The 26,870-nt window shown below is 40.7% G+C and carries 16 protein-coding genes and 1 pseudogene; 8 read left to right on the top strand and 9 right to left on the bottom strand.

Annotated elements, in window-relative coordinates; all coding sequences use genetic code 11:
• From I6E24_RS00255 to I6E24_RS00235, 5 genes are read left to right on the top strand one after another with little or no spacing between them, the layout of a single operon-like run.
• On the top strand, positions 1 to 1,332 hold the full coding sequence (locus tag I6E24_RS00255; protein WP_235325296.1) for a deoxyguanosinetriphosphate triphosphohydrolase: 1,332 nt from the start codon (positions 1 to 3) through the stop codon (positions 1,330 to 1,332).
• Between the two features lie 54 nt (positions 1,333 to 1,386).
• Positions 1,387 to 1,821, top strand: a complete 435-nt coding sequence (gene dut / locus I6E24_RS00250) for a dUTP diphosphatase (protein ID WP_235325294.1) — start codon at positions 1,387 to 1,389, stop codon at positions 1,819 to 1,821.
• 3 nt (positions 1,822 to 1,824) lie between these two features.
• Entirely contained in the window at positions 1,825 to 3,603 is a 1,779-nt protein-coding gene (locus tag I6E24_RS00245; protein ID WP_235325292.1) for a tetratricopeptide repeat protein, read from the top strand.
• 9 nt (positions 3,604 to 3,612) lie between these two features.
• Positions 3,613 to 4,437: a DUF4292 domain-containing protein gene (locus tag I6E24_RS00240; protein ID WP_235325290.1), complete on the top strand. Its 825-nt coding sequence runs from the start codon at positions 3,613 to 3,615 to the stop codon at positions 4,435 to 4,437.
• A gap of 13 nt (positions 4,438 to 4,450) precedes the next feature.
• Positions 4,451 to 5,725 carry a murein hydrolase activator EnvC family protein gene (locus I6E24_RS00235; protein ID WP_235325365.1) on the top strand — a complete coding sequence of 425 codons (1,275 nt, stop codon included), beginning with the start codon at positions 4,451 to 4,453 and terminating at the stop codon, positions 5,723 to 5,725.
• Between the two features lie 9 nt (positions 5,726 to 5,734).
• Here the strand turns inward: I6E24_RS00235 and I6E24_RS00230 are convergent, their stop codons facing one another.
• From I6E24_RS00230 to I6E24_RS00205, 6 genes and pseudogenes are all read right to left on the bottom strand, one after another.
• Positions 5,735 to 8,281 (bottom strand): ATP-binding response regulator, encoded by a 2,547-nt coding sequence (locus tag I6E24_RS00230; protein WP_235325288.1) that lies wholly within the window; start codon positions 8,279 to 8,281, stop codon positions 5,735 to 5,737.
• A gap of 26 nt (positions 8,282 to 8,307) precedes the next feature.
• On the bottom strand, positions 8,308 to 9,624 hold the full coding sequence (locus I6E24_RS00225; RefSeq protein ID WP_235325286.1) for an MATE family efflux transporter: 1,317 nt from the start codon (positions 9,622 to 9,624) through the stop codon (positions 8,308 to 8,310).
• Positions 9,625 to 9,634: 10 nt separating this feature from the next.
• Positions 9,635 to 10,870: pseudogene (locus I6E24_RS00220) on the bottom strand (M16 family metallopeptidase); the annotation flags it as partial.
• Between the two features lie 39 nt (positions 10,871 to 10,909).
• The gene (locus I6E24_RS00215) at positions 10,910 to 11,752 is read right to left on the bottom strand and encodes a peptidylprolyl isomerase (protein WP_235325284.1); all 843 of its coding nucleotides are present in this window, start codon (positions 11,750 to 11,752) and stop codon (positions 10,910 to 10,912) included.
• A 23-nt stretch (positions 11,753 to 11,775) separates the two neighbouring features.
• The gene (gene tamL, locus I6E24_RS00210; protein WP_235325282.1) at positions 11,776 to 14,094 is read right to left on the bottom strand and encodes a translocation and assembly module lipoprotein TamL; all 2,319 of its coding nucleotides are present in this window, start codon (positions 14,092 to 14,094) and stop codon (positions 11,776 to 11,778) included.
• A 27-nt stretch (positions 14,095 to 14,121) separates the two neighbouring features.
• Positions 14,122 to 18,726, bottom strand: coding sequence for a translocation/assembly module TamB domain-containing protein (locus I6E24_RS00205; protein ID WP_235325280.1), 4,605 nt, complete (start codon positions 18,724 to 18,726; stop codon positions 14,122 to 14,124).
• Positions 18,727 to 18,855: 129 nt separating this feature from the next.
• Between I6E24_RS00205 and I6E24_RS00200 the strand changes: the two genes are divergently transcribed.
• The gene (locus tag I6E24_RS00200) at positions 18,856 to 19,761 is read left to right on the top strand and encodes a glycosyltransferase family protein (protein WP_235325278.1); all 906 of its coding nucleotides are present in this window, start codon (positions 18,856 to 18,858) and stop codon (positions 19,759 to 19,761) included.
• A 72-nt stretch (positions 19,762 to 19,833) separates the two neighbouring features.
• Here the strand turns inward: I6E24_RS00200 and I6E24_RS00195 are convergent, their stop codons facing one another.
• Positions 19,834 to 20,904, bottom strand: a complete 1,071-nt coding sequence (locus tag I6E24_RS00195) for a linear amide C-N hydrolase (protein WP_235325276.1) — start codon at positions 20,902 to 20,904, stop codon at positions 19,834 to 19,836.
• Positions 20,905 to 21,080: 176 nt separating this feature from the next.
• On the bottom strand, positions 21,081 to 22,364 hold the full coding sequence (locus tag I6E24_RS00190) for a voltage-gated chloride channel family protein (RefSeq protein ID WP_235325274.1): 1,284 nt from the start codon (positions 22,362 to 22,364) through the stop codon (positions 21,081 to 21,083).
• 270 nt (positions 22,365 to 22,634) lie between these two features.
• Between I6E24_RS00190 and I6E24_RS00185 the strand changes: the two genes are divergently transcribed.
• Both I6E24_RS00185 and I6E24_RS00180 read left to right on the top strand, forming a co-directional pair.
• Complete coding sequence (locus I6E24_RS00185) at positions 22,635 to 23,510, top strand: DMT family transporter (protein WP_235325363.1); 876 nt, start codon at positions 22,635 to 22,637, stop codon at positions 23,508 to 23,510.
• A gap of 237 nt (positions 23,511 to 23,747) precedes the next feature.
• Positions 23,748 to 25,808 carry a fimbrillin family protein gene (locus tag I6E24_RS00180; RefSeq protein WP_235325272.1) on the top strand — a complete coding sequence of 687 codons (2,061 nt, stop codon included), beginning with the start codon at positions 23,748 to 23,750 and terminating at the stop codon, positions 25,806 to 25,808.
• Positions 25,809 to 25,883: 75 nt separating this feature from the next.
• On the opposite strand, the gene I6E24_RS00175 is transcribed toward I6E24_RS00180, so the two are convergent.
• Positions 25,884 to 26,870: a DNA/RNA non-specific endonuclease gene (locus tag I6E24_RS00175; RefSeq protein ID WP_235325270.1), complete on the bottom strand. Its 987-nt coding sequence runs from the start codon at positions 26,868 to 26,870 to the stop codon at positions 25,884 to 25,886.

Genomic DNA, 26,870 nt, shown 5'->3' with positions numbered 1-26,870 from the left:
ATGAATTGGCAACAATTAATTTCAAATAAAAGATTTGGTCTTGAACATCTTCATGAAGCTAGAAAAGATGACAGAACTGAATTTCAGCGCGATTATGACCGTCTGATTTTTTCGGCTCCTTTTCGGCGCCTGCAAAACAAAACTCAGGTGTTCCCGTTGCCGGGGAGCATCTTTGTTCATAATCGTCTTACCCACAGTTTGGAAGTTTCGTGTGTAGGACGTTCTTTAGGCAATGAAGTTTCACAAAGACTGCTTCGCAAACATCCGGAACTATCTGATACTCATATTAGCGAAATAGGAGCTATCGTTTCGGCTGCGTGTCTGGCCCATGATTTGGGTAATCCTCCTTTCGGACATTCCGGAGAGAAAGCTATAGGTACATATTTTTCTGAAGGTAATGGCTTGATTCTAAAGGATTTGCTCACTTCTGAAGAATGGAATGATATAATCCATTTCGAAGGTAACGCTAATGCCTTCCGTCTGCTTACACATCAGTTTAAAGGGCGACGTCAGGGAGGTTTCGTTATGACATATTCTACATTGGCTTCAATAGTCAAATATCCTTATTCATCCACACTAGCCGGTGCTAAGCAGAAATTCGGCTTTTTCCTGACTGAAGAAGATTCTTTCAGAAAAATTGCTGAAGAACTGGGTATAATTCGTCTGAGTGGCGAAGGTGAACCTGTCAGGTATGCCCGTTATCCACTGGTTTATCTTGTTGAAGCTGCCGATGATATATGCTACCAGATGATGGATATAGAAGATGCACATAAACTGAAGATATTGACAACAGAAGAAACAAAACAGCTGTATAGAGGATTCCTATCCAAGGAAAGGCTGGAACGTACTGATATGATATGTTCTATGGTTACTGATACTAACGAACAGATAGCCTATCTTCGCAGTACGGCTATTGGTATCCTGATAAAAGAATGTACACGTGCCTTTGTTGAAAATGAAGAAAATATACTTGCCGGTACATTCTCCGGGCCGCTTATTAATCACATGGATGAACATGTGAGAAAAGCATATGAGGCATGTTCGCGTACAGCATTCAGCCGTATATATTGCTCGAAGGATGTTGTTGATATTGAGTTGGCCGGTTACAAGGTTATGTCTACACTGACAGATTTGATGATAGATGCGGTACGTTATCCGGAAAAAGCCTATTCCCAACTCCTTATAAATCGAGTTTCTACTCAATACGATATATCAGCTCCGTCACTTTACGGAAGGATTATTGCGGTTCTGGATTATATATCCGGAATGACTGATGTTTATGCACTTGATTTGTATAGAAAGATTAATGGTAACAGCCTGCCGGCAGTTTGATTTTGAGAAATAAAATATTTCTATTTACTTTGTGTCCATAAAAACATCAACAGTATGAAAATTAAAATTATCAATAAGTCAAAACATCCGTTGCCGCAGTATGCAACTCCTCTTTCGGCAGGTCTTGATCTTCGTGCCAATCTTGATACTCCTATAACTCTTCAACCTCTTCAGCGTTGTCTTGTTCCTACCGGTTTGTTTATGGCTCTGCCTGCAGGATATGAGGCTCAGGTTCGTCCGCGCAGTGGTCTTGCAATAAAGAAAGGAATTACAGTATTGAACAGTCCCGGCACTATTGATGCCGATTATAGAGGTGAGATATGTATTATTCTTGCAAATCTGTCGGCTGAACCTTTCATTATAGAGGATGGTGAACGTATAGCCCAAATGGTAATAGCTCGTCACGAACAGGCTGAATGGGAAGAGACTGATACATTGGATGATACTGAACGCGGAACCGGTGGTTTCGGACATAGCGGAAGGAGGTGAAAAATGCCATATCTACTCCTAATAGTTATCCTTTTATTATCGTCTTGTGGAACATTGAAAAACAAGTCTTCAGTAAAGGATAATGCTTCATTGGAACTTAAGGATCCATTGACATACGAGCAGCGTCGTAAGTTTGATTACTATTTTCTCGAAGCTGTACGTATGAAGCAGAAAGGTGAATACGACGCTGCCTTTCAGCTGTACAGTCATTGCCTGGATATTTATCCCGGGTCGGCTGCCGTACTTTATGAAATATCTCAATTCTATATGTTTCTTGGGCAGGAATCGAAAGGAGAAGAGGCACTTAAACAGGCTGTACGTTCGGATGATACCAATTTTTGGTATAAACAGACATTGGCATCATATTATCAGTCAAAACAGAACTGGCTAAAGGCCATTTCCGTTTATGAAGATATGGCACAGATATTTCCTTCACGTCTGGAACCTTTGCTTTCGCTGGCCGATCTTTACAGTCGTACAAAGAGCTATGAGAGTCTGGTCACAACATTGGACCGCATAGAGGAACTCGATGGTAAGTCCGAGCAGATAAGTATGGAGAAATTCCGTGCTTATCTTCAGCTTGACAATATGGAAAAAGCTTTTAGTGAGATACAGTCACTGGTGGATGAGTATCCTTATGATATGCGTTATCGTACTGTACTTGGCGATGTGTATCTTAGTAATGGTCGCAATGATGAAGCTCTGAAGGTATATCAGGATATTTTGAAAGAAGAGCCCGATTATGCTCCGGCTATGGTATCATTGGCTTCCTATTATCAGAAAACCGGACAGGACAGCCTTTATGACATGCAGATTGATTCAATCCTTGTTAATGAAAATGTTGATACCAAATTAAAGTTGGATTTCATGCGTCAGCTGATAATGAAGTCTGAACAGACAGACAGAGACAGTACGAAGATAATACGTCTCTTTGAAACTATTCTTACTAGGAAACAGCCTAATGCTGATGTTCCTATGCTTTATGCTCAGTATCTGATTACAAAGAAGATGGAGAAGGAATCTGTTCCTGTACTCAATAAGGTCTTGAGTCTTGATCCTGAGAACAAACCTGCAAGGCTCCAGCTTCTTAGTTATGCGATAAGGGATAATAATCTGGATGAGGTTATACGTGTGGCAACTCCTGCTACTGTCTATAATCCTGATGCCATGGAATTTTATTACTATCTTGGACTGGCTCATTATCAGAAGGATCAGACTGACAAGGCACTTGAAGTGTTCAATAAAGGAGTACAGCAGATAAATGAAAAGAGTGACAAGAATATTGCTTCCGACTTTTATTCTATTCTCGGCGATTTGTACCATTCACGAGAGATGAAGGCTGAGGCATATGCAGCTTACGATTCGTCATTGGTATATAATCCTAATAATATAAATACGCTTAACAATTATGCGTATTATCTTTCTGTGGAACGTACCAATCTTGACAAAGCGGAAGAGATGAGCTTTATTACGGTCAAGGCTGAGCCAGAGAATTCTACATACCTTGACACATACGCATGGATATTGTTTGAGAAAGGAAGATATACTGAAGCCCGTATATATATAGAACAGGCAATGAAAAATGGTGGCGATAGCAGTCAGGTAATAGTGGAACATTGTGGTGATATTTACTATAAGCTTGGAGAAAAAGATAAGGCTTTGGAATTGTGGAAGAAAGCATTAAACATTGAGGCTTCGCCAGATGACGGTTCAACTCCGCGTCCGGAAAAAGAAATAAAAAGACTGAAGCAGAAAATTGCTTTACGCAGATATATTGAATAATAGTATGTTATGAAACAAATCAAATATTTATTCCTGTTAATATTAATCCTGACTTCATGTTCTACTTCCAGAAACACGCTGCGTAACACAATGATAGGCGGACTTTCTGGAACCGAATATATGGAGAAGGTGATAGAGTGGACTCCATCGCGCCAGAATCTTACAGCGCGTACTCGTTTGGAACTCAATACCGGTTCAGCATCACCAATAAGCGTGAATGCCAATATGCGTATACGCCGTGGCGAAATAATCCGTATCACAGTTGCTCCTTTTCTTGGCATAGAAGTGGCAAGAATAGATATTACGCCTGAAAAGGTTCTCGCTATCAACCGTATGAATAAGCAATATGTTGAGCTGGGGTTTGGAGAACTGAGCAGTATGCTTAATACAGAACTCGACTTTAATATTCTTCAGTCCCTGATTTTGAATGAAATATTTATTCCAGGAAGAGAAAAACTGTCGGAGTCGGATGCTGAGAAATTTAATCTTAGTCCGTATGGTAACCAGGCAAAATTGCAGGTGAAAGGTACAAAACGTATAGGATACAGCTTTTTTACATCAGCAACCGACGGTCGTCTGGAAGAGACAGTGATATCTCTAAAAGGTTTGCCATATTCACTTCATTGTCGTTATGCGGATTTTACAGTGTTGGGAAATGACGTTTTTCCGCAATCAGTCGAAATGCAGTCCGAAGGTACAGACAAGACGTATTCTTTGTCGATGAAACTGTCACGTATAAGAACAGATTCTGACTGGGATGCGAAGTCGGAGATTTCTTCTAAATATAGGAAAATATCTATTCAGGAGTTGTTACAATTGATTATAAAACAATAAGATAAATATGTCAATGTCTTTAAGGTTCATATTATTATTGGTTTTCACTCAACTGTTGCAGTTGGTGTGTGCTCAGTCTACACCCAAAATCAGACAGTTGGAGAAGGAACGTAATGAACTTCACCGGCGTATAGATGAATCCGAGACATTGCTTCAGTCGACAGGTAAGGATGTAAAAAGCCAGTTGGAGAATTTGGCTTTGATAAGTGGGCAAATAGCAGAAAGACGTCGATATTTATCTGCTGTCCAGAGAGATGTAAATACTATTCAGCAGGAGATAAATCGTTTGAAGAGTGAAATGAAAATATTGGATGAGGAGCTGAAACATAAGCGTGTCAGTTATGAGAAATCGCTTAAATATCTTCATCGGAACAGTAGTATTCAGGAAAAGCTTATGTTTATTTTTTCGGCCGATAATCTTAGCCAGATGTACAGACGCCTGCGTTATGTGCGTCAATATGCTGAATTTCAGCGTCTCAAAGGTGAGGAAATAAAGACTAAGCTATCAGAAATACAGGAAAAGAAGAAGGTTACTGAAGAAACATATCAGGCGAAAATAGCGTTGCTTAAGCATCAGGAATCAGAAAAAAAGAAACTGGAAGCTCAGGAAGCAGACAGAAAGAAATTGCTTGCATCTATGCAAAAGAAGCAGTTGCAGATTCGCAGTGAGTTGGACAGGCAGCGCAAGGCGGCAAACAGACTTAATGCTGAAATTGATCGTTTGATAGCTTTAGAAATAGAGGCAGCACGAAAAAGAGCAGAGGAAGAACGTCGTCGCAAAGAGGCACAGACAAAAAAACAGTCTGGTGAAGAAAAAGTCAAGAAAGAAAAAGAGCAGATGGATGTTTATAAGGTGGATGACTCTGACCGTAAACTGTCCGGAACTTTTGAACGCAACAAAGGAAAACTTCCTGTTCCAGTTACAGGTCCATACGTAATTGTAGGCCGCTATGGACAGTATCAGGTAGAAGGCCTTAGAAATGTTCGTCTTGATAATAAAGGTATAGACATCAAAGCTAAATCAGGCGCAATGGCTCGTACTATTTTTGATGGAGAGGTTACTGCCGTATTCCAGTATAACGGACTTGCCAATGTTTTGGTGCGCCACGGGAGCTATATATCTGTTTATTGCAATCTTGAGTCTGTAATTGTTAAACAGGGCAGTCAGTTGAAAACGCGTGATGTTTTGGGACAGATTAATACTGATGCAGATGGAAATACAGTGCTTCATTTCCAGCTGCGAAAAGAAAAGGAAAAATTAAATCCTGAACTCTGGATAGCGAGATAGTAATATTACTCAGCTGGCATTATCATCTATGACGCGTATGGCGTTGATAGCTGTTTTTATTATTATATGGGCATGGGTCAGTGCAGTTTCAGAATCTGTGCTCTTTTCTTTATGTTCGTCAAGCCATTGAAGGGATGGAATAGCCTCACGTGCTTCTATCATTATAAACGTAGGAAGCATCTTATGAGCTATGGCACATATTTCTTTGATGTCATTTCTACTGATAGCATCATCCATCTTAGTGATATTTTTTCTGGTTTCATCTGCAAATGTGGTGAGTATACAACGGGCAGCTTCTACATCGTCCATTGAGAATTCTGTGAGGCGAGAGAAATTGAATTCAGAACTAGTGACAGAGCTCTCTTCTGATATGGTTTTGTTTTCATTACAAGTTGTTATTACAATGTCATTTTTATCGGCATTAAATTCCGTAATATCTGTTGAAGTTTTATTGAGTGCAAATCCAATGGCATTAATAATGTCTTTGCGGCTGAAAGGTTTGCGTAATACGGCAGCAAAACCTCTGGCCCGGAAACCTTCATCATCAGGTATCGCACGTGCGGTTATGGCTACAACCGGAATATCTTGAGCTTGCTTGCATGGAATATTGCGGATAGCTTCAAGAAGATGGAATCCGTCCATTGCCGGCATCTGGATATCCGTGAATATGATATCGAACTCTTCTTCATTTATCCGTTCAAATACTTCTTCAGGATGCTGGCAGCACACTATAGTTCTTATTACATTTTTTTCAGATGATGTCAGGCTGAGTAGCATGTCTTTTGTAAGCTGGAGCTGTATGCTGTCATCATCTATTATCAATATACGGATATTTGAAATAGTGGGATTAGGATTTTCCGTTTCTGGTTCCTCTGTGTCCTTCTCATGTGTATATGATGGTAACGGGATTATTACGCTGAAGCAACTTCCATGCCCGGGAGTACTTTCAACACTTATCTGTCCGTTTTGAAGTTCTACCAGTTTACGGGTTATGGATAAACCTAAACCGAAACCTTCTTGTCCCTGTGCTCCAGGCAGGCGAGTGAATTCTGTGAATATTTTTTCCTGCTCGGCTTTGCTCATACCGCATCCTGTATCTTCCACGCTAAATCTTAAGCGTACTCCGGAATAGGATACAGTTAGCGTGATACAACCTTCGTTTGTAAATTTAAGTGCATTTGACAGCAAATTCTCCACTATCTGTCTTATACGGAACGGGTCGCCTTCCAAGGTAAGATTTTGTTCCAGTTCAGGAGAGTAGTTAAGGTTTATGTTTTTTTTCTCTGCTAGCGGAAGGAAACTGTTGTATATGTCTTCCATCAGTCTGAACGGACGGAAGGCCACAGGGTTCAGATCCATTTTCCCTGCTTCCAGGCGATGATAGTCCAGTAGTGAAGTAACCAAAGCCAACAGATGTTGGGCTGAGTTCTTCATACTATCTAGATAGAACTTCTGACGTTTGTCATTTATTAGACGTTCCAGCAGGTCAGTATATCCTATTATTGACCCGGCAGGAGCCTTAATGTCATGGGTTATTGTCAGCATGAGTTTCTCGCGGGCACGTAGCAAGTCTTCGGCATAATCGCGTGCTTTTTCAAGTTCATTGCGGTAGTGATTGCTTCGTGTCAAGTCGCGCCATATTATTGTAAAGAACACCAGTACCAGGATTATTGCGACAACTGATATCGCTGCCATGGCTATGGCCGCGTCGCGACGGATAGACTGTTCGTGATACATTCGTGCAGCCAAAGCAGCCTGCTCATCTTCTTCAATGCTTTCAAGCAGTTGGTTCACACGCTGGCTTAGGTGGCTTCCTGCTATTTTAAGGCGATTAATCCTATAGCTTAGCGTGCGCAGTTCGTCCTGACGGGTTTGAAAAACTTTGTCCTGAATACCGGACAGCATAGATGCTATTGTGTCTATTGGACTGAAAACCTGATCTATAGTATCTGTAAAAACTTCTTCTACAACATTGCTTACTTCGGTAGAATCTGCTTTGCCAGGAGCAAAAACATCTGCCAGTCGGCGGAAAAATCCTTTAGGTTCGTGGTGGATGGTATATGTATTGTGGTGTGTTACCACGCGTCGGCGGACATGACTTTCATTAATGAGAGAGTCATGCTCATGTAAAAGACTGTCCAGTTGCTTGCGGTAGATTATGTCTGTTGGAGTTGTGCTTAAAGCCTCCAATACCGCCAGCATATTACGTTCTTTATCACGTAGTAGCATATTGACAGTATCTATACGCGCCTGCTGGATGGTATCGGTGAGCTGGCTTCGCAATGTATCCAGCGACAGATGTACTTTTTTCATGGCTTTGGTGTATAGCCATATTTCGTCAGAACTACCGGTACGTAATGCCTGTCCAATAACCTCCGTTTCGTACAGTCTGCTTATGATGCTGTGAGTAGTACGACGACGGTTATATATGCTTTCCTCCAACCCGGTAGGCTGAGTAAGGAGAGTCATCTGTTTATATACGTATCCTATTGCTCCCAGGAGTAGGATTATGAGGATGATATATCCGAATGCCAGTTTGGTTTTGGTGGAAAACATGATGGTATAAAATTAATAATTAGTAATTAAGAACTCGTTTTTTTTCTGAAACGTAGCCAGTACATTATTCCTGCGCTGGTCAGTCCGAAAGGGAATGCCATCCATACTCCGATGAGCCCTCCATCGAGAACGAAACCAAAGATGTATCCTGCAGGAAGAGATATTACGAAGTAGGCTATAAATGCATAGAGGAGCATAGGCTTGACATCAGCTATACCACGCAGTGAATTTGCAAAGTTTATTTGTAAGGCATCACCAAATTGGTAGAGTAGAAATGGATAAATTACGCTAGCTACCATACGGCTTACTTCTTCACTGTCAGTAAACCAGCCTCCTATGTGGTTTCTTAGCAGAAATATTGGAATACCAGTCATAAAAAGCATTACCAATATGATGTGGAAACCATAATTTGCAGTCCGACGTACATTTTCAATGTCTCCCTGACCATAGAAATTACTTATTCTTACAGAAACAGCTGCTCCCATTCCATAGTACATCATGAAACAGACCTGTGATACTGCTATCATAATTTGATATGATGCCAGTTCCATACTTCCAAGCCAGCCTATCATGATAGCACTGAGACTGAATGATGCTGTTTCCATTCCCATTTGTCCTGCAATAGGCCATCCCAGTTTATTCAGTTCGGTGAATTCTGCTTTGTTGATTTTCCCTTGTTTGAATCCTTGCTTGAAATCCTTATATCTGTCAGTCATAAAAAACAGTAATACAAAGGCTATTACCATCAGGATTCTTGATATTAGGGTAGATAGTCCTGCTCCGGAAAGTCCCATTTCTGGTAATCCCAACTTTCCGTATATAAGAATGTAGTTGCCGATGATATTAAGAACATTTCCTCCAAGTAGAATCCACATGGAGACTTTGGTATCTGTTATTCCATCGGCAAATTGCTTGAAACCGTTGAACCATAATACAAAAGGTATGGATGCAAGCAATATAAGGAAATAGGGACGGATATAGGGTATCAGCTCCTCCGGCTGTCCCATACTTGGGATAGCTGCGTATAAACATGCCATAACTCCACATACCAATACGGCAAGCAGTGTGTTGGCTGCAAGGCTATTCTTTAGTACACGTCCTACATCGTTGCGTAGTTTGCGCCCGAACAGACTGCCTACTATTGGAGTAAGTCCATAAGAAAAGCCAGTACTGAATATTATAGCCAGATTGAACATGTTATTTACAAAACTTGCAGCTGCCAGTTCTGTAGTGCTGTGATGTCCAATCATCAGAGTGTCAGCAAAGCCAAGAACTATAACTCCTATCTGTCCTATTACAATAGGAATTCCCAAACTCAGGAGTGTACGGTAATGTTGTTTCATTCTGTTTAGCTAGATGCTTTTTGTAGTATAAAATGTTACAATTGGAGTTTATGAAGCATTCCTTTGCCGTTTTGGCTATCTGTTCATGCGATACGGAACGGTATTTCTGTACTTCATTATTTATATCTTCGGCTTTACCTATTAATTCGAAGAATGCCAGATTGGTAGCTACAGATAAATAGTTTATGTTACTGAAAATCTGTTCGCTTTCGTACCTGTTCTTTACCTTTTCAAGTTCTGTCTCTTCAACAGGGCAGTGTTTCAAATTTTCCAGTTCCTCCCAAACAGCTTTTTCGGCCTCTTCAAGGCTGATTCCGTCACAAGGTTTTCCTGTTATATGGAAAAGTCCGCTATCAAGACTTCCTGAGATATAGGCATCCACCGAACTGAATATCTTTTTTTCTAATACTAGTCTCTGTATTAGGCGAGAAGAGCGTCCGTTGCACAGAATGTCAGATATTAAATCGAAAGTGTGATAACCGCTGTCGCGTCGTCCGCATATATGGAATGCCATATAGAGGGTGTCCACTGGAACATCTCGGTACACCGTCATGCGGCGTTCTTCCGTCTGCAACTCCTCCTGTGGAATATTTCTTGGTTTGATGTCTCTAGCCGGGATATCTCCAAACCACTTCTCGGCGAGGCGTATTGTCTCATCGAAGGAGATGTTTCCGCTCACTGCGAGTATAGCGTTGTTTGGGGCATAGAATCTGTAGAAAAAGTCTTTTACTTCCTCAAGAGTGGCATTGGTGATATGGCTAATCTCTTTACCAATTGTCGGCCAACGGTATGGGTGAGTCTTGTATGCCATATCTCTCAGTATGTGCGACACGTCGCCATACGGTTGATTCAGGTTCCTTTGTTTGAACTCTTCTGTCACTACATTTTTCTGTACCTCAAGACTTCTTTCGTTGAAGTCCAGTGACAGCATTCTGTCACTTTCCAGCCAAAAGCCAATCTCTGCATTGTTTCGTGGTAAAGTGATATAGTAGTTTGTTATGTCGTTATTGGTCCACGCATTGTTCTCTCCTCCGGCATTCTGGACTGGTGTGTCGTAGTCGGGAATGTTTATGGAGCCGCCGAACATCAGATGTTCGAACAGGTGGGCAAATCCTGTATGTTCAGGATGCTCATCTCTAGCTCCTACATCGTACAATACGTTAAGTGCTACCATCTGTGTGGTAATATCTTCACTGTGTACAATGCGCAGACCATTTTTCAGAATATGGCGATTAACGGTTATCATTCAAATTTAAAAGTTAATGGAGTTATTGAGTTCATGATATTAATTGATTACTGTCGCCTTAGTGATACGGATGTCTACTTTTGGACGGTCGGCACGGTTTGTACCAACTTGCTCAATCTTTTCCACTACATCCATTCCGTCCACCACTTCGCCAAATACTGTATAAGCTCCATCCAAATGAGGCGCTCCACCAATTGTTGTATATGCCTGTTTCTGTTCCTTGGTGTATCTCAGTGCAGGTTCTTTATCGACAATATTTCTTGCCTGCGATTCCAAAGAGTCCTGAAGCTCAAGCAGACCTTCTGTGTCGCCGGCCTTGCGCATTTTGTAAATTTCTTTCATGTGTTTGCGTGCCAGATTATTGAAAACTTCTTCCAGACGAGCTTCGTTCATGTGGTTTTCCATATTTATCATCTGAGCCTCACTGAATTTTCGTCCTGTTACGATGTAGAACTGACAGCCGGATGATTCCCTTTCCGGATTCACTTCGTCGCCCTGGCGTGCAGCTGCAAGAGCTCCTTTTTTATGGAAAAAGTTTTTGTTGAACTCTGCTGGAATTGTATAACCTACATCTCCACTTCCCAGTGTAGTGGTATCAGTAGCATTTTTACTGAGAGGGTCACCGGCCTGAATCATAAAGTTTTTTATAACGCGGTGGAAAAGAGTGCTATCGTATGCCCCTTCTTTTACCAGTTTAATGAAATTCTCTTTGTGTTTAGGTGTCTCGTCATACAGTTTCACTGTGATGTTGCCCATAGTTGTTTCCAGGCATACCAATGTTTCTTTTACATTTTCCATATTTAGTTTTTTTTCTGATTTGCTGTTCCCTGCGCATGCTGTAATGAAGATGGCAGTAATTAATGTGATAAAAGTTTTTTTCATGGCTGTTACTGATTGTTGTGTTTTTAAAACGGATATCCGATTGCAAAATGCAGTCCCATTCCATCTTTGAAACGTGGTATGTTATAATATCCTTTCTTTCCTGTATCGTATGGCACATGGAGGGCGATACCCAAGTCAAGGCGTAGGACAAGAAATTCCAAATCATAACGTATTCCGGCTCCAGTACCGAGAGCTATACTGTCGAAAAAACGATTGAATGTGAATTGTGCATCAGGTCTTGCGGGATCTTCTCTGAGAAGCCATACATTGCCTGCATCCAGAAAGACTGCTCCGTTCAGATTTCCGCCTGCAAATTTAGACAATAATCTGAAACGATACTCTATATTAGCTTCAAGTTTTATATCTCCGGTCTGGTCGACATATGAATATGTATTGTCGGCTGACGGCTGGTATCGTCCCGGACCTATGGAACGGATAGTGAAAGCACGTATACTGTTTGCTCCACCAACATAGAATTGCTCGGTATATGGAGCTATGGTTTTGTTCCCGTACGCCCATATTATACCTCCCATAGCCCTGAAAGCCAGCTGGTGCATATCGTTGAACCATACGGTATTCCGTACTTCTGATGAATATTTCAGAAATTGGGCGAAAGGAGTTCCCAACAGCTTTTTGTCTTTTTCAGTGAACTTTTGTCCGAACGCTGCATATACCAGGGAAGTGATGTTCCCGGCACTTGTAAGCGAGTTTTCCCACCACACACGGTGCTTACGTTTCCGGAAAGAATTGTCAAATGTAACAGTGTACGACTGCGACGGGATAAACTGATCGTTCAAACTATAGAAAAGCATAGGATTTTGTGCCGCTATCTGGTTGAACTCATCAGTCCTGTTCTGTAGTGTGTTGAATGCCAAATTAAGTGGTGTAACAGAATGTTTCATACTTCTTTTCGGCTGAAAACTGTATGATACAGTTCCCCCGAACGACAGCATCTTAAAATATCTGGCACGGTTTATTTGCTCGGCATACAGCTTGAAATTTGTGTTCGACGGAAACCGGAACGGGTCAATCCTGTCTCTAAGCCAAGGAAGGATGATACGAGGAAACTGTAGTGATAGTGCTGCTCCAAGCTCATAAGAGTTCATTACTGAGCTGCGCCCGTCCACAGTGGAACTGGTTTGCCATTCGTAAGATCCTTTCAACTCCAGATTCAGCGACGCTCCCATACGCATGAAATTCTTCCTCGAGAGATTGAATTTCGCACCCGGACCTGTCTGTTTGGTATCTTTTGTAGTAAGATTGAACTCAAGTTCGCTGTCGTATGGCAGATCGAACATAGAGTTTACCTTTATATCAAGAGTATCCGAGCCATTTCGTGGGGTATATTGGAATTCGTTGAATTTAAACACTCCTAGTCTGGCAAGTGCCTCCTGAGTATAGTTCTGTCTTGTCAACGAATAAGTTTCACCGCTTCTATAGATAAATCTTTTCCTCAGTACTCCATATTTCAGTTCCGGTTTCTCCCCGAAATAATGAACGGTGAAGTCTCTTGCACAGATGGAATCACTGGGCTGTTCGCCATTGTAACCTATGAGCCTTACATCAGTTTTGCCTATTACGTACTGTGTTTTAGCTTCTTTGGGAATATTACTCCCGGGAACAATTTTCAGGCTGACGTATCCCGGTCTGATCAATGTGTCTGCCAGAAAAGATATATATTCGCTACGGAAGAAATAGTAACCATTATCCTTGAACAGGTTTACAAGTCTTTCACGTTCGCTATTCAAGCGTGTAACGTCGAAATTCTCATTGCTTCGGATTATTCTTTCGTCGAAATGCTTTCTTATTATATTGTCCGCTTTTTCCGGGAATCCCTCATATGTCACAGTATCTATCAGATAAGGCTGCCCCATATTGATGTCATAGCTCAGTTTTACCGCACGTGGATTTTTAGTGCTGTCCACAGTATAAGTGACGTTTCCATTGAAATATCCATAATCTTTCAGCAGATTGGACGCAATTTTCGTGCGGGTTTCAGGATTTACAGACGATACCGTCACGGGGTTTGCAGCCAGTTTCCGGAAAATCCATCTGCCCAGTCCTTTTTCATATTTCTGGAAACTGTTGTATATCCATAGTCCGAAAGGAAAGGGAATACGATGTTTCGCACTTCCCAAAACGGAGTTGTTCGGAGCTACACTCACGGCGGCAGTAACCTCGTCCAGAGTCTTTTGCCCATGTTCGGACATGTCTTTATCCTCTATACTGATATTTTTTATACCGGTATATAGAGTCTCGCCCTCGGGAAGATTTTTTGTAGTGGAACATCCCGAAAGTATGATTGCAAGGAAAGCTATTGTTATATATCTGTTTTTTGTCATTGTAAATTCTTTAATATCTGAAAACATTTAGTCCTCATCCTTTTTCTTTTTCCTTTGAAATATGAATAAATCCTTTATTCGTGCCACTTTCTTTTTCAGTACTATACCTGCTCCGGTTTCAGTCACTTCTCCTTCCAGCACATTGGCATATTTCTTGTCGTGGAAGAGCTTGACGTACCTTGTACCACTGTTGTCCAGTCTGTATTCAAGCGAGATATTGTCGATGAACGATTCATCCCTAACAGCGGCATTACCAGTCGAAATCTTTCCGCCTATCACCACACGTACTCTGTTGTTCCAGAAACGTTTTGCAAACTGGAAGTTGTAGTCCGTACGCTGGTCTCCGGTTTCCGTAGCGTTTGTAGTCTCCATGCCTACACTCAGGTCAATCGTCTTGAGTGCATTACCGGCTATATTGTTAATCTGTCCTTGCAGATATGAGTTCAGAGCACTGTTTGCATCCAGTTTAGCCGTCGAACTGTCAGAAATGTACATTCCCGTAACCAGCATTGTTACTGCTGCTTTGTTTTTTTGTGAGGCAGACATTGCCGCCAGTTCGTTCTGCATTGAGCCGTCTTCCGGTGCATCCAAAGTAAATTCGAATCCCAAATCACTTAATCTGTTGGTAATGCTTACACCAACGTCGAATCCTACCATTCTTGCTGCCTGTCCTTCCTGAGTGACAGACGTTCTTGTACGTTCGTATGCCTGGATGTTCAGTCGTGGATCCATTACGTTTCCAGTCCATTCTATGTAGCTGCCTTCACGAATACGGAATGTCTTGAGCGGTATGACCGGCATTTCATATTTCATTTCACCGCTCATAAGCTGGTAACGTCCGTTCAGCAGCATGTTTCCATCCGGAGTATATTGGAATGCCAGGTCGCCGCCACCCTCCACACGCATATAGTTCGATCCGCTTTCGTTTATATCAACCTTGCATTGTACAGCCTGGTCAATATGCAGGTTTACCAACATATCTATACCTCCTGGACGTACCTCCTGTAGAGGTTTTCTTTTTGCTGCGGCCGTATCCGCAAAATTTACGAATGTCACTGTCTCTGCCAGCCTGTCTTCCACAGTCAGAGGTGACTCTCTTAATACGTATGTAAAGTCGCTGCTTCCAAGGATATTTGCGTTACCTTTCACCGAAATGGCATCAGGTGTTCCTTTTATTGATGTATTTAGGTCTATATACATCTTTCCGTATACCAGCGATTTACGATTTTTCTTAGAGTTGAACACTTCGAAGTTTCTGGCTGTCATCATCAAGTCCATACGCATGTTTTCCATATCGGAGAAATCTATTGTCCCGTCTATTACGTATGGGTTTTTTCCTCTTGAGTAGATACTGTATTTATCGAACATCAGTCTGTTGTTCGTCACTGTTATGGGTTTGTTCTCAAACCTAAGGTTCATCGATGTCATTGGTATGAACACGTTTACACTGTCCGTTTGCATACTACCGTTTATTGCAGGCGATGATGTGGATCCGCCTATAGATACATCCGCACTTGCATATCCTGATAGCGATGCCATATCTTCAGGAACGAACGCGCCGGCAAGTGCCAGTGGAAATTGCCGGATGTTCAGACGAGCATTTATATTGTCTTCTTCTCCGTCTTTTTCTGCAGCCTTATACTGTCCGTTTATCTCCGCCAGAGTTTTGTCGTCGCGTGTTATAAATCCGTCCACGTGGTGTCCTCCATCGTCAGTAGGAAGATATACCGCACTCATATTCCAATTACCCAGAGGTGCTCCTCCGTATGCAAAACTTTCTATTCCTGTCTCTATGGCAGTCATAAACGATTCTTCGTTTTGCTGAACATAGTGAGCTTCGGCATTTATAATACCCTGTACAGGCGGCATATATGGAATTATCCGCTTGAATTCTCCTATGTCAAGACGGTTTATTGCTACAGTAATATCTTGTAATGAAGTTGAGTCCGGAACAGAGTAAATCTGAAGTCCCGTTCCGTTATCGTCTGTAAGGCGCATGTCTGCCAATATTCTTCCCTTATCGGCCAGGAAAATATAATTTTCCGGATTCAGATTGAATTTGCGGTATACTAGAATAGGATTTTCCGGTATTACATGCAGGCTTATCCCCCTTTTGCGTAATACGGATTTCAGTCCTATATGAGCTCCGGTTTCACCCTTTTCATTGTTGTATCTCACAATCAGGCTGGCATTATCATTCCGGATTTCACCATTCAATGTAATTCCGAAAGCCTCCTGCTTCTTCGTTTTTCCTGCTTTTACCCCACCTGTAAGTATAATACCTGTGGAGTCTTGTACGGCATTAAAATTTATTGTGTCCAGGCGTAGGCTGTCAGTATACAGACCATACAGATAAGCCTTGCTTTCTATTCCCTTTGCGGAAGATGTGGCAAATGATGCATACATTCTTTTTAAACCTATGCCTCTCATTTCCATAGTATTTACAAATGGATTGTCATCGCCGGCAAATATCCTGAATGTTGTTTCGGGCAGCATTTCTCTAATAGAATCCAGATTCATACTCCTGTTTTTCCATTGCTTTTCTATTACAGAAGAAATCCTTGAGATTCTTTCCGAGATTAAGTCTATACCGCCGGTCGTTCTAAGGAGCATAGTCATATCGCCTGAGTTAATGTAACTTCTCAGCGAATCTTCCGTCATACTGATACCAAGGTTAATATCCTTGGTTTTGAAAGTCCTTTTAGGAGTAATCAGCCTGATATCGCCCACTTTGACTTTTGCGCTGTGCCTTTGGCTCATGTCCGTTTGTGCGTCTATACTTATAGTTTCAGCCATCTTGAAAGGCTCTGGAGAAATTCCCATGGCATGCAGGTCAAGCCTTTTGATATCTGTTTTTATTCCTGCAGCAATTTTTTCAGCCGAGATATCAGCGCGCAACACTGATGAAATGTCCATCAGATTGTCATTGATGTCAATAAGAGCATTCAGATTGCCATTCTTCAGACTGGCGTTTATGTTTACGCCAGACACTGCACGCCTTGCATATTCCAGGTTCGTGATACTGGCTTTTGCTTCCATATTGCTTTGTGGCGACATGAAATCAAGCCCGCTTCCATCAGCCCTTACCGAAGCACTGACTCTGAACAGCGAATCTTCAGGCATGAAATTATGCATGTTCAAGTCTGCGATATCAATACCGGCAAAGTAAGCTTCACGCTTGGGTATATATCCTGCATTCAGACTGACGTTGCCATCACCTTGCTGTACATTGACCGATGCAGTCACGCTGTCGTTTTTCAGATCGAAAGTTCCGCTCATAGTCAAGTCGGCCGGTACTACGGTCGAGCCCAAAAATGATTGTGCAAACTTCACATCCGGAAAATCAGCTTTCAAGTCTATGTGTGCACACATTTTTGTAGTGTCCATGATGTCGTTTGCATATCCGTCGGCTGCAAACCTTATATGTCCGGGTATTTCAGCACTTACCGATGTTATACGCAAAGCATTGACACTTCCGTCCACTCCGGCTCTGATTTGGAGCGGAACAGAAGGAAAGTCTTTTTTGAATTGAGAAATTGGTAAAGCCGATTCTTCCGGCACGTCTGCGATAAAGCGTAACAGGTCGTGTTTGCCTATGTCGGCCATTATTCTGGCTGAAATACTTCCGTCATTATCCCATATTCCGGCACTTGCCTGCATCGTTATGTATGAGTCTGTAGTCTTCAGCTCAAAGCCGGAAATATTCATGCCTTTGTCATTCATGTTTATTTTTCCCTCGGCAGAAATAATTTCCATTGGCTTTGCCGACTTGTCAGTTCCGCAACTCTCCTTCATCCTCAAATGATTGATTCCTGCCCTTATGGTGTTGCCGCAGTAATAAACCGAATCCAAACCTATATTAACTCCTGTCAGTAATATTTGTGAAGGATTGAATCCTTCAGTTTTTATACTGTCTGTATTTCCGGTTATGTATTCAGCAGCAGAATTTTTTACAGATAAAGTTTTTAGTGAATATTCTTCCTTTTTCAGGTCTATCATACCACCAGCCAGTAATGCCTGATTAAGCTTAAGATTCATATTCATGCTGTCAAGAGGCATGTTAAGTTGTACAGCTACATTGTCTATTTGGGCTTTCTGTAGCATTATTTTCCAATATAGAGGTTCGCTGGCTGTAGTATCTGCAGCCGTAGTATCTGCTATACATACATCCAGATCAGTGTCTTTTATTCTTAGTTCATTTATTATAGCTGTTTCCGGACTTAATGCTATCCCGTGCGATTCCAGATAAAGCTCTCCCATCAGTCCTTTCAGTGTAAGCCCCTCTATCATATTTTTTGTGTTGAGGCTGATGTCTTTCAGCTTGAAAGCATCAATCTCTACTTGTTTTTTCAGAAGCGGGCGCATCTGTATTTTCAGGCTTATCTGTCCTGCACTAAGTAGCGTATCTCCATTCTCTATGGCCGAAACACGGTGAATATTCAGATTAAGTGGAAAAGATAGTGTTATTTTGCCTACGTTTATATCCATACCAGCAGCCTCCGAAGCTATGGTAGCTGCTTTCCTGACTGCAAAATTTTGTATAGGTGGAATGTATATCAGGATTGAAATTATGATGAGTAAAGCGAACGGAATAGATATGATTATTCCTGTCCATTTTAAAAACTTTTTCATGTCTGGTGTTACTTTATGCTTGCGAATATACTAAAAAAATAACTACAAATGAATATAAATTGTTCAGGAACTATTCCATTAATAATATAATGTCTATCTTTGCATAGTTACTAACTAAAATTAAAACTTATGAAACCAACATTATTTGTATTGGCAGCCGGTATGGGAAGTCGTTACGGTGGCCTTAAACAGCTTGACGGACTGGGTCCTAATGGTGAAACTATCATGGATTATTCTATCTTCGATGCTATTCGTGGCGGATTTGGTAAGATAGTTTTCGTAATCCGTAAAGACTTCGAAGAAGACTTCCGCAATAAAGTCCTTTGTAAATATGAAAACCATATTCCTGTAGAAGTAGTGTTCCAGGCATTGGACAAGCTTCCTGCAGGTTATACTTGTCCTGAAGGACGTGTTAAACCTTGGGGTACAAACCACGCAGTATTGATGGGTAAGGATGTTATCAAAGAACCTTTTGCAGTAATCAATGCTGACGACTTCTATGGAAGAGACAGTTTTGCTGTTATTGGCAAATATCTTTCAGAACTTCCTGAAGGTTCAAAGAACAACTATTGCATGGTAGGTTTCCGTGTAGGTAACACTTTGTCTGAAAGTGGTTCTGTAGCACGTGGTATCTGTTCTGCTAATGAAGAAGGCAACCTGACTACAGTAGTTGAGCGCACTGAAATCATGCGTGTAGACGGAGTGGTTAGCTATAAGGATGAAAATGGCGAATGGGTAGGTATTGAAGACAACACTCCTGTTTCTATGAACATGTGGGGTTTCACTCCTGACTATTTCAAATATTCAGAAGACTACTTCGTTGAATTCCTCGATGCAAACAAGGAAAATCTGAAAGCAGAATATTTCATTCCATTGATGGTAAATAAACTTATCAACGAAAATACTGCCAATGTTAAGGTTCTTGACACTACTTCTAAGTGGTTCGGTGTTACATACGCAGCTGACCGTCAGAGTGTGGTTGATAAGATTCAGGCTTTGGTTGATGCTGGTGAATATCCTTCAAAATTGTTCTGATAAACAATTTTACAATATATACTAAGAAACGGATTGTCTCGTTTCGGGGCAATCCGTTTTTCTATAAATATCTTATTTCACTTTGATGTTGTAAATCGGTTGTTGTTTCTGAGTATCCATAGGCACAGCGCGATACTTCACTTTATTGAAATCAATTTCCTTTAAGTCTATACTTCTTATGGCACTGTTATACATCGAGCGGAAGTATATCTTCAGGTTATTCATATCTGTAGCCGAAGTCCACTGTGTGGCACTAGGTATGTCCACTGGAATTTGACCGCGTGCAAACTCTATTCCTAATGGAATATCAAAATTATTCAGAATCTGGAACCCTTGAAGCACAGTCTCTTCCGAAGTGTTCTGTACTGGTGCTGTTGCCTGATAGAATGCTGCTCTTACAAATCTGGATGGGGGAGTGACATCACCCGGAATTCCGAGGAATCCGCTGCCTGCTCCAAACTGTGAAAGTTCAGTTTCTCCAAGTTTCTGCGATGGGGCTGAGCCGGGGAAGAGGTTCACGTAATTGTTCAGATTGGTCATCTGCCAGTTAAAATCAGGCGAATTTGTCAGTACTCCAAGCTCATTCTCATAGAATATAGGCTTCCCGTCGATTATTTCAAGCACTATTTGTCTTCCTGTAGTGTCGGCAAATCTCCAGTGAACGGTTGATGCTCTCGGGTCTATGGCTATTACATGAATCTTGTTTATAGCATCTTTCACTTCATCTACGCTGGCACATTCCCCAAGAATCCATGAAACCAATTGCAGATCGGCTATGCTTTGTTCTTTTTCTGCTGCATTGTAGTCTTCATATTTTCCGTATTTGGGGAAATAGAACAGGCCGGCAGAGAGACCTTTTTCGTTAAGTCCTTCAGCGATAAACTCTTTTTGTTCTACAGCCAAACCCACATATCCGTATTTCGAAGTAAACTTCATTCCGTCTACCCCTCCTGGTATGTACGACTGTGCTGTGTATCCGCGAGGAACTATCACATACTGGCTGTTTAGGTCGCTTCCTCCCCATTCTATTGTTCTGGCCAGGATTTTTGTACTGTCTTTAGCTGTAAGTGTGATGCCGGTGCAGGCATTTGCTGTGTTTGTGTCTGTAACTGCAATTGCTGTAGCCAGACACATTAACTTCATTGATCTTTTGATTAATTTCGTTGAGCTTCCGGTTGTAAGAATTTGTTTTTTCATAAACTATGAATGTCTTTGTTCTTTTACGATACTAAACAACATAAGTAACAGTTTTGTTGCTTATACCCTCAAAATTAAAGACTTTGTTGATAAAAATCAAGTATTTCTTTGAAAAAACAGTTTTAGTCAAGCATTTTACCTTTTTTCTTTTTCCAAAATATGATATGTTTCGGGCTTCCTATCACCTGTGAGGTGTAAATTCCGGTATGACCTGAAAACATGTATGCTGTGACACATGCTATACCGATATAAACAGCAGCATCGGCTCCAAACAGTTCTATACCCATGAGAGTGCATGCTATAGGGGTGTTGGTGGCACCTGCAAATACTGCAACGAAACCCAATCCTGCCAGTAATGATACGTGCAGTGGAAGTATAGCGGACAAAGCACTGCCTAGTGTTGCACCAACGAAGAACAACGGAGTAACCTCTCCTCCCTTGAAGCCTACACCTATAGTAAATGTTGTGAGAAGTATTTTCAAAAGGAAGTCATACCACATCTGAACCTCGCTGAATGATGCTACTATAGTGGGAACACCTAGACCGATATATTTGGTGGTACCGAGTAGATAGACACTGAGTGCGATAAATATACCTCCTATGAAAGGACGCATAGGAGGGTAGCTTATGTATCTTTTAGCTAGACCGCTCCAAACCTCAATGAAGCGTGAGAATGTCATTGCTGCCAGTCCGAAGATGATACTTGACGCCAGTACAAGTAATAATGTCTGTATGTTTATAGCAGGAGTTTGACTGATGCAGTAATGTGTGTGTGCTATTCCCCAGGCATGACATGTAAGATTGGCAAAGAATGCTGATAGGAAAACCGGTAGTATGGCGTCGTATCTCAGTCGCCCTACAATGATTACTTCAAGGGCAAAAACCGCGCCTGCAAGTGGAGTTCCAAATATAGATGCGAATCCTGCTCCTATACCTATCTGAATCATAATCTTCCTGTCGTAAGGATGCATCTTGAACAGACGCGACATAAAGTCTGCAATGGCGCCACCCATCTGTACTCCGGTACCTTCGCGTCCGGCAGAACCACCGAATAGGTGAGTAAGTACCGTACCTATATATACCAGTGGTGCCATCTTGAAAGGAATGATGTTTCGTGACGAACGTATCTCCTCTATCAGAAAATTATTGCCTTTAGCTGCAGTTCCTGCCAGAAAATGGTACATCAGTCCAATAGCAAGGCCTCCTAAGGGAAGTAAAGCTATAATCCAAAGGTGACTTTCACGATAATCTGTAGCCCAGTTAAGTGATGCTAGCAGTAATGCTGATGCTGAGCCTATCAATGCTCCTGCCACTGCCCCTATGATTGTCCATTTTATCAGGTACCATAATATGGGCAGCTGTTCCGTCTTGTTGCCAATCTTAGTAATGTTTCTGTCAAGTCTCATTTTTTTGCGAAAATCAATTGCGGTGCAAAGTTAATTCAAATGAACCAAAGGTCAGCGAGAAGATAATTATTAATTCACTATTCGCATAACGATGATTATTCATGACTCTTCAATTTTTTACAAAATCAGTAGGCAGTATGCCGAATTGCTTTTGGAAACATTTATAGAATGTAATAATTACATCCAACTTAAAAAACTCTTTTCTAATGTTTTCGTTTTTTATTTATATCATGTAATTTTATGACGGATTTGAATTCTATTTGATTTTATATTAAAGAGGCATTTATAAAACTTCATCTGTCTGTTTTGTTAGCAGGTGGAACAGGGGTATTCGGTAAACTGATAACATTGAACGAGTTTATGCTGGTATGGTATCGGTTATTATTGGCTGCAATATTATTTTATTTTGTGCTTAAGATATCCGGTAGCCTTAAAAAAGTAAGTAGAAAGGATATTCTTAAGATTGGACTAGTAGGAACTTTGTTGGCATTACACTGGGTATTCTTTTATGCCAGTATTAAGTTCTCGAATGTTTCTATCGGAGTGGTGTGTCTGTCGCTGATGAGTTTTTTCACTGCGATTTTCGAACCTTTCATAAACAGGAAACGTGTCTCTGTAAAGGAGATAGCTTTCAGTCTGATTGCTGTGGCGGGAATATTTCTGATATTCCACTTCGATACCAGATATAGAACAGGGGTTCTGTTGGGGATAATATCATCGGCTTTGGCTTCATTGTTTACCATAATGAACAAGAAGGTGTCTGTAAATTATTCTTCAGGAACTATGTTGCTATATGAAATGTGTGGAGGATTTGTCGGGCTTACGGTTTTAATGCCACTGTACAGTTATTGTTTCAATACGGATTTTGTAATACCCGGAGTTACGGACTTTTGCTACCTGTTGGCACTGGCATCCGTGTGTACGGTATGCCTGTACATCTTGCAGATTCAGGTTCTGAAGGTTATATCGGCTTTTACGGTTAATCTCAGTTATAATCTTGAACCTATTTACAGTATTATATTAGCGATGATGTTGTTTGATGAGGGGCATTATCTGGATAGCAGTTTCTATATGGGATTGCTACTGATATTGTTCTCTGTAGTCTTACAGTCGATAGATGCGTTTATAAGGAATAGGTCCTTGTGATTTTATTAAAGAAGTTTGTCTCCACACGCCCGTGTCAAGATCTCGACACGCTCGTGCGGAGCTCTCCACACATTCGTGTCGAGTGCTCCACACGGCCGTGTGGAGATAACTATATTATATCATAGAATCAATCCAGTTGATTTATTATGCAACAATCTTTTCCATTTATGTTCTGTAAATTGCTATTTATATATAATAATGTGATAATAATACTTTTCTTATCAGGCTGTAATATGTATGAAAAAATATTTTATACCGTTTCTTATTTTAGGAACATCAATGTTGTATTCATGTACTAAAGAAGAAATTATTTCGGATACAAATTCTTCAAGTACTGAAAAAGTTAAATTGGAGTTCAAGGCAGGTATTGATCCGGTTTCGCGTACAGTTTTGGTTGCTGGAAATAAAGTGAATTGGGAAGAGAATGATGCAATATCTTTATTTGATCAAAATAGTAATAATAAATTTATTACATCTACGGGAGGAGAATCTGTAATTTTTACAGGCTCGGCACAAGACAATCAGAATACATATTATGCTTTGTATCCATATGATGCTGATGCTACAATTTCAGGAGATGGAATTACAACTACATTACCGGCAAAACAAACCGCTCGTGCAGTTAGTTTTGCAAATAACTTAAATCCGTCGGTTGCCAAATCTGGAAGTGATAAAACTTTGATTTTCAAGAATGCTTGTGCACTAGTGAAGTTTACCCTTCAGTATTCCGGAAGCAATAAAATAACAAAAGTGATGTTCCGTGGTAATAGTGGTGAAGCATTAGCTGGTAAATTATTTGTTCAAGTTAATGATGCAACTCCTTTAACGGCGGTTGAATCAGAAATTAGTACTGAAGTTATTTTGTCAGATGATCAAGGATTTGAAAATCAAAAAGACTATTATTTTGTTGTAGCTCCTTCTGAATTAAAAAACGGAATTACACTTGTTCTTTACGATGCCAACGGTATGGAATGGAAACGTAGTAGCAATAAACCTGTAACATTGAAATCCGGGCATATTTTAAATTTGGATAAAATAGAACCTGGTGAGTTTAAAAAAGTAATACGTATTAGTACTGCTGAACAATTGATTGCTTGGGCAGAAAGTGAAGATAGGTTGACTACAGATGTCATATTGGATGCAGATATTGAAATGAAGGATATGAAATGGACTCCTGTAGGAAGCAGTATGGATATTGGTAAAGGATATTCTGGAAATTTTGATGGAAATGGAAATGCTATAAAGAATTTGAGTTTGAGTGGAACTGGTAATATAGGTTTCTTTGGAGGACTTGCTATTGGAGCAAAGGTTCATGATGTTGTATTTACCGATGCAACAATTAAAGGAGATGCATCTTCTTCTGTAGGTGTGATAGCAGGTACTAGCTTAGGTATAATAGGTAGTTGTAAAGTTAGTAACTCTACGGTATCTGGAAGTAATAATGCTGGTGCCATAACTGGAAATAACAGTGTTCAAGTTAATAACTGTAGTGTACAGGATGTTACTATAAATGGTAAATATGCAGGTGGAGTAGCTGGTGTTAATTATGGAAAGATTGAATATTGTAAAGCATCAGGTTCTAATACTAAAATTACATCTACTGGTCTAAGTGCTGGTGGAATTGTAGGTTCTAATTCAGAGGAAGGTGGTACTAAGACAAGTGGTCGTGTCTTAAAATGTGCTGCATACGAAATTACAATATCTGGTAATAGGGCAGGAGGTATAGCTGGAGAAAATGGCTTTGGAACAGTAGCGCAATGTGTAGTAGATAAATGTACTGTCATTCATAATTCAACAGGTAGTAGTGCAAATCTTGGTGGAGTAGTTGGATATAATGCTCGTGGTGAAGTGGTTGCAAGCTATTCAGCAAATTCTATTGTGGGTGCAGATAATTTAACCTCAGAGGCTATAGGTGGTATTGTTGGTTATAATATGAATTCGACATCGTCACCGGCTTATATTTATGGATGCTATTCAACACATGTATCATTACTTGGTAATGCAGGTAGTAATATCGGTGCTATTGCGGGATATAATAACGGACACGTAACTTCATGTTATGCTGTATTGCCTGAAAATGTAGCAGGTATTAAATTGGTTGGCAATAATATTGAGGTTAATGGAATTGACCATTGCGTAGAAGTAGGAGGAAATAATTATAATTATCTTGAAGAAGCCGATAATCTTAAAGTTACCGATGGTACAATTTGGATTGCTGCAGAAATTTGGGAAATAACAGAAGATAGCTTTCCTTCCGTAAATGCAAATTATATTGGTGAAGGAATTCCTTCAAATTAGTATTTCCCGGTCTGTAAAAAAACTAGGGATATGATTTTAAGTAATGAATCGTATCCCTAGTTTTTTACATTTTAATTAGTTCCTGCTAGGTAGCTTAGGTACAATGCTTTCTATCCTGTTTTCTATCTCGTCAGGTAGTTTTGAGAAGAAATCCATCCCAGTAACATTTTCCACACTATCCACAGTTACCATGTATTTCTCTATATCTTGTGAATGGGCGGTGTTTTTGAAAATAAATCCCATAGCTATAGGATTTTTTCTATTATATATAAGTATAACCTTGAAGAATCTGTCAGGTACGGCAACCTTATGTCCGCCAATCCTTTTAGGTGATTTGGAATCGAAAATTGGTCCGCATGCAATGTATATTCTTCCATATTTGTCTGCCCAGTCTCTGCAAAGTTCTTCCAGGTCGTTCCAATCACCACGATTCAGATTGCCAACTTGAGGGCATATATTGCTCATATAGAACGATTCTATCATAGCCTGTCTGTTCCATTTCATATCCGCTGCCGGAGCCATGTGACCTCTGTCGTATCCGCTTTTGGTATAGTCCTTATGAACAACTCTCGGCTCAGGCAGGTCCGGATCGGGCATGAACCTGTCATATCTTTCTGTTTCTCCTTTAGTTTCTTCCCTGGTCAGTTCCCATGCCACCCAATTGGGGTTCTTATAATACTGGTTGTATGATAGGGTATAGCCTGTTCTGTTTATGATGATTTCCTTCTCGTATCTTCCCGGATATGTATAAACAGGTATTTCCAGATTAAGTTTAGGTGTTTCGGCAGATGAGGTTGTCTCTTCCTTGTTTCCTGATCTTATCTTTTCAATTACCGGTTTCAGGTTTTCTGCCTGTGCTACTATTTCATCCTTAATCTTGTCGGCTTCCTGAACAGTCTTCTTTAAAGTTTTCTGTATTTCCTTATTGTCCGGGAGTTCCGGTAGATTTATGTTTTTATTCTCAGAATAAACATAGTAACCTCCGGCGCATAATCCGATAAGTATGATTAGCAGCAACGGTTTCCATTTAATACCACTTTTCGCTTTTTTCTTTTTTGCCAT

Source organism: Bacteroides caecigallinarum (genome assembly GCF_021530995.1).
In the GTDB taxonomy this organism is placed as follows: domain Bacteria; phylum Bacteroidota; class Bacteroidia; order Bacteroidales; family Bacteroidaceae; genus Phocaeicola; species Phocaeicola faecigallinarum.
This window is presented reverse-complemented; position numbering and strand designations above follow the sequence as displayed.

Bases quoted from the DNA above. Each gene is read 5' to 3' on its own strand.
- I6E24_RS00255 (WP_235325296.1), top strand. From the start codon at position 1: ATGAATTGGCAACAATTAATTTCAAATAAAAGATTTGGTCTTGAACAT.
- dut (WP_235325294.1), top strand. From the start codon at position 1,387: ATGAAAATTAAAATTATCAATAAGTCAAAACATCCGTTGCCGCAGTAT.
- I6E24_RS00245 (WP_235325292.1), top strand. From the start codon at position 1,825: ATGCCATATCTACTCCTAATAGTTATCCTTTTATTATCGTCTTGTGGA.
- I6E24_RS00240 (WP_235325290.1), top strand. From the start codon at position 3,613: ATGAAACAAATCAAATATTTATTCCTGTTAATATTAATCCTGACTTCA.
- I6E24_RS00235 (WP_235325365.1), top strand. From the start codon at position 4,451: ATGTCTTTAAGGTTCATATTATTATTGGTTTTCACTCAACTGTTGCAG.
- I6E24_RS00230 (WP_235325288.1), bottom strand. From the start codon at position 8,281: ATGTTTTCCACCAAAACCAAACTGGCATTCGGATATATCATCCTCATA.
- I6E24_RS00225 (WP_235325286.1), bottom strand. From the start codon at position 9,624: ATGAAACAACATTACCGTACACTCCTGAGTTTGGGAATTCCTATTGTA.
- I6E24_RS00215 (WP_235325284.1), bottom strand. From the start codon at position 11,752: ATGAAAAAAACTTTTATCACATTAATTACTGCCATCTTCATTACAGCA.
- tamL (WP_235325282.1), bottom strand. From the start codon at position 14,094: ATGACAAAAAACAGATATATAACAATAGCTTTCCTTGCAATCATACTT.
- I6E24_RS00205 (WP_235325280.1), bottom strand. From the start codon at position 18,726: ATGAAAAAGTTTTTAAAATGGACAGGAATAATCATATCTATTCCGTTC.
- I6E24_RS00200 (WP_235325278.1), top strand. From the start codon at position 18,856: ATGAAACCAACATTATTTGTATTGGCAGCCGGTATGGGAAGTCGTTAC.
- I6E24_RS00195 (WP_235325276.1), bottom strand. From the start codon at position 20,904: ATGAAGTTAATGTGTCTGGCTACAGCAATTGCAGTTACAGACACAAAC.
- I6E24_RS00190 (WP_235325274.1), bottom strand. From the start codon at position 22,364: ATGAGACTTGACAGAAACATTACTAAGATTGGCAACAAGACGGAACAG.
- I6E24_RS00180 (WP_235325272.1), top strand. From the start codon at position 23,748: ATGAAAAAATATTTTATACCGTTTCTTATTTTAGGAACATCAATGTTG.
- I6E24_RS00175 (WP_235325270.1), bottom strand. From the start codon at position 26,870: ATGGCAAAAAAGAAAAAAGCGAAAAGTGGTATTAAATGGAAACCGTTG.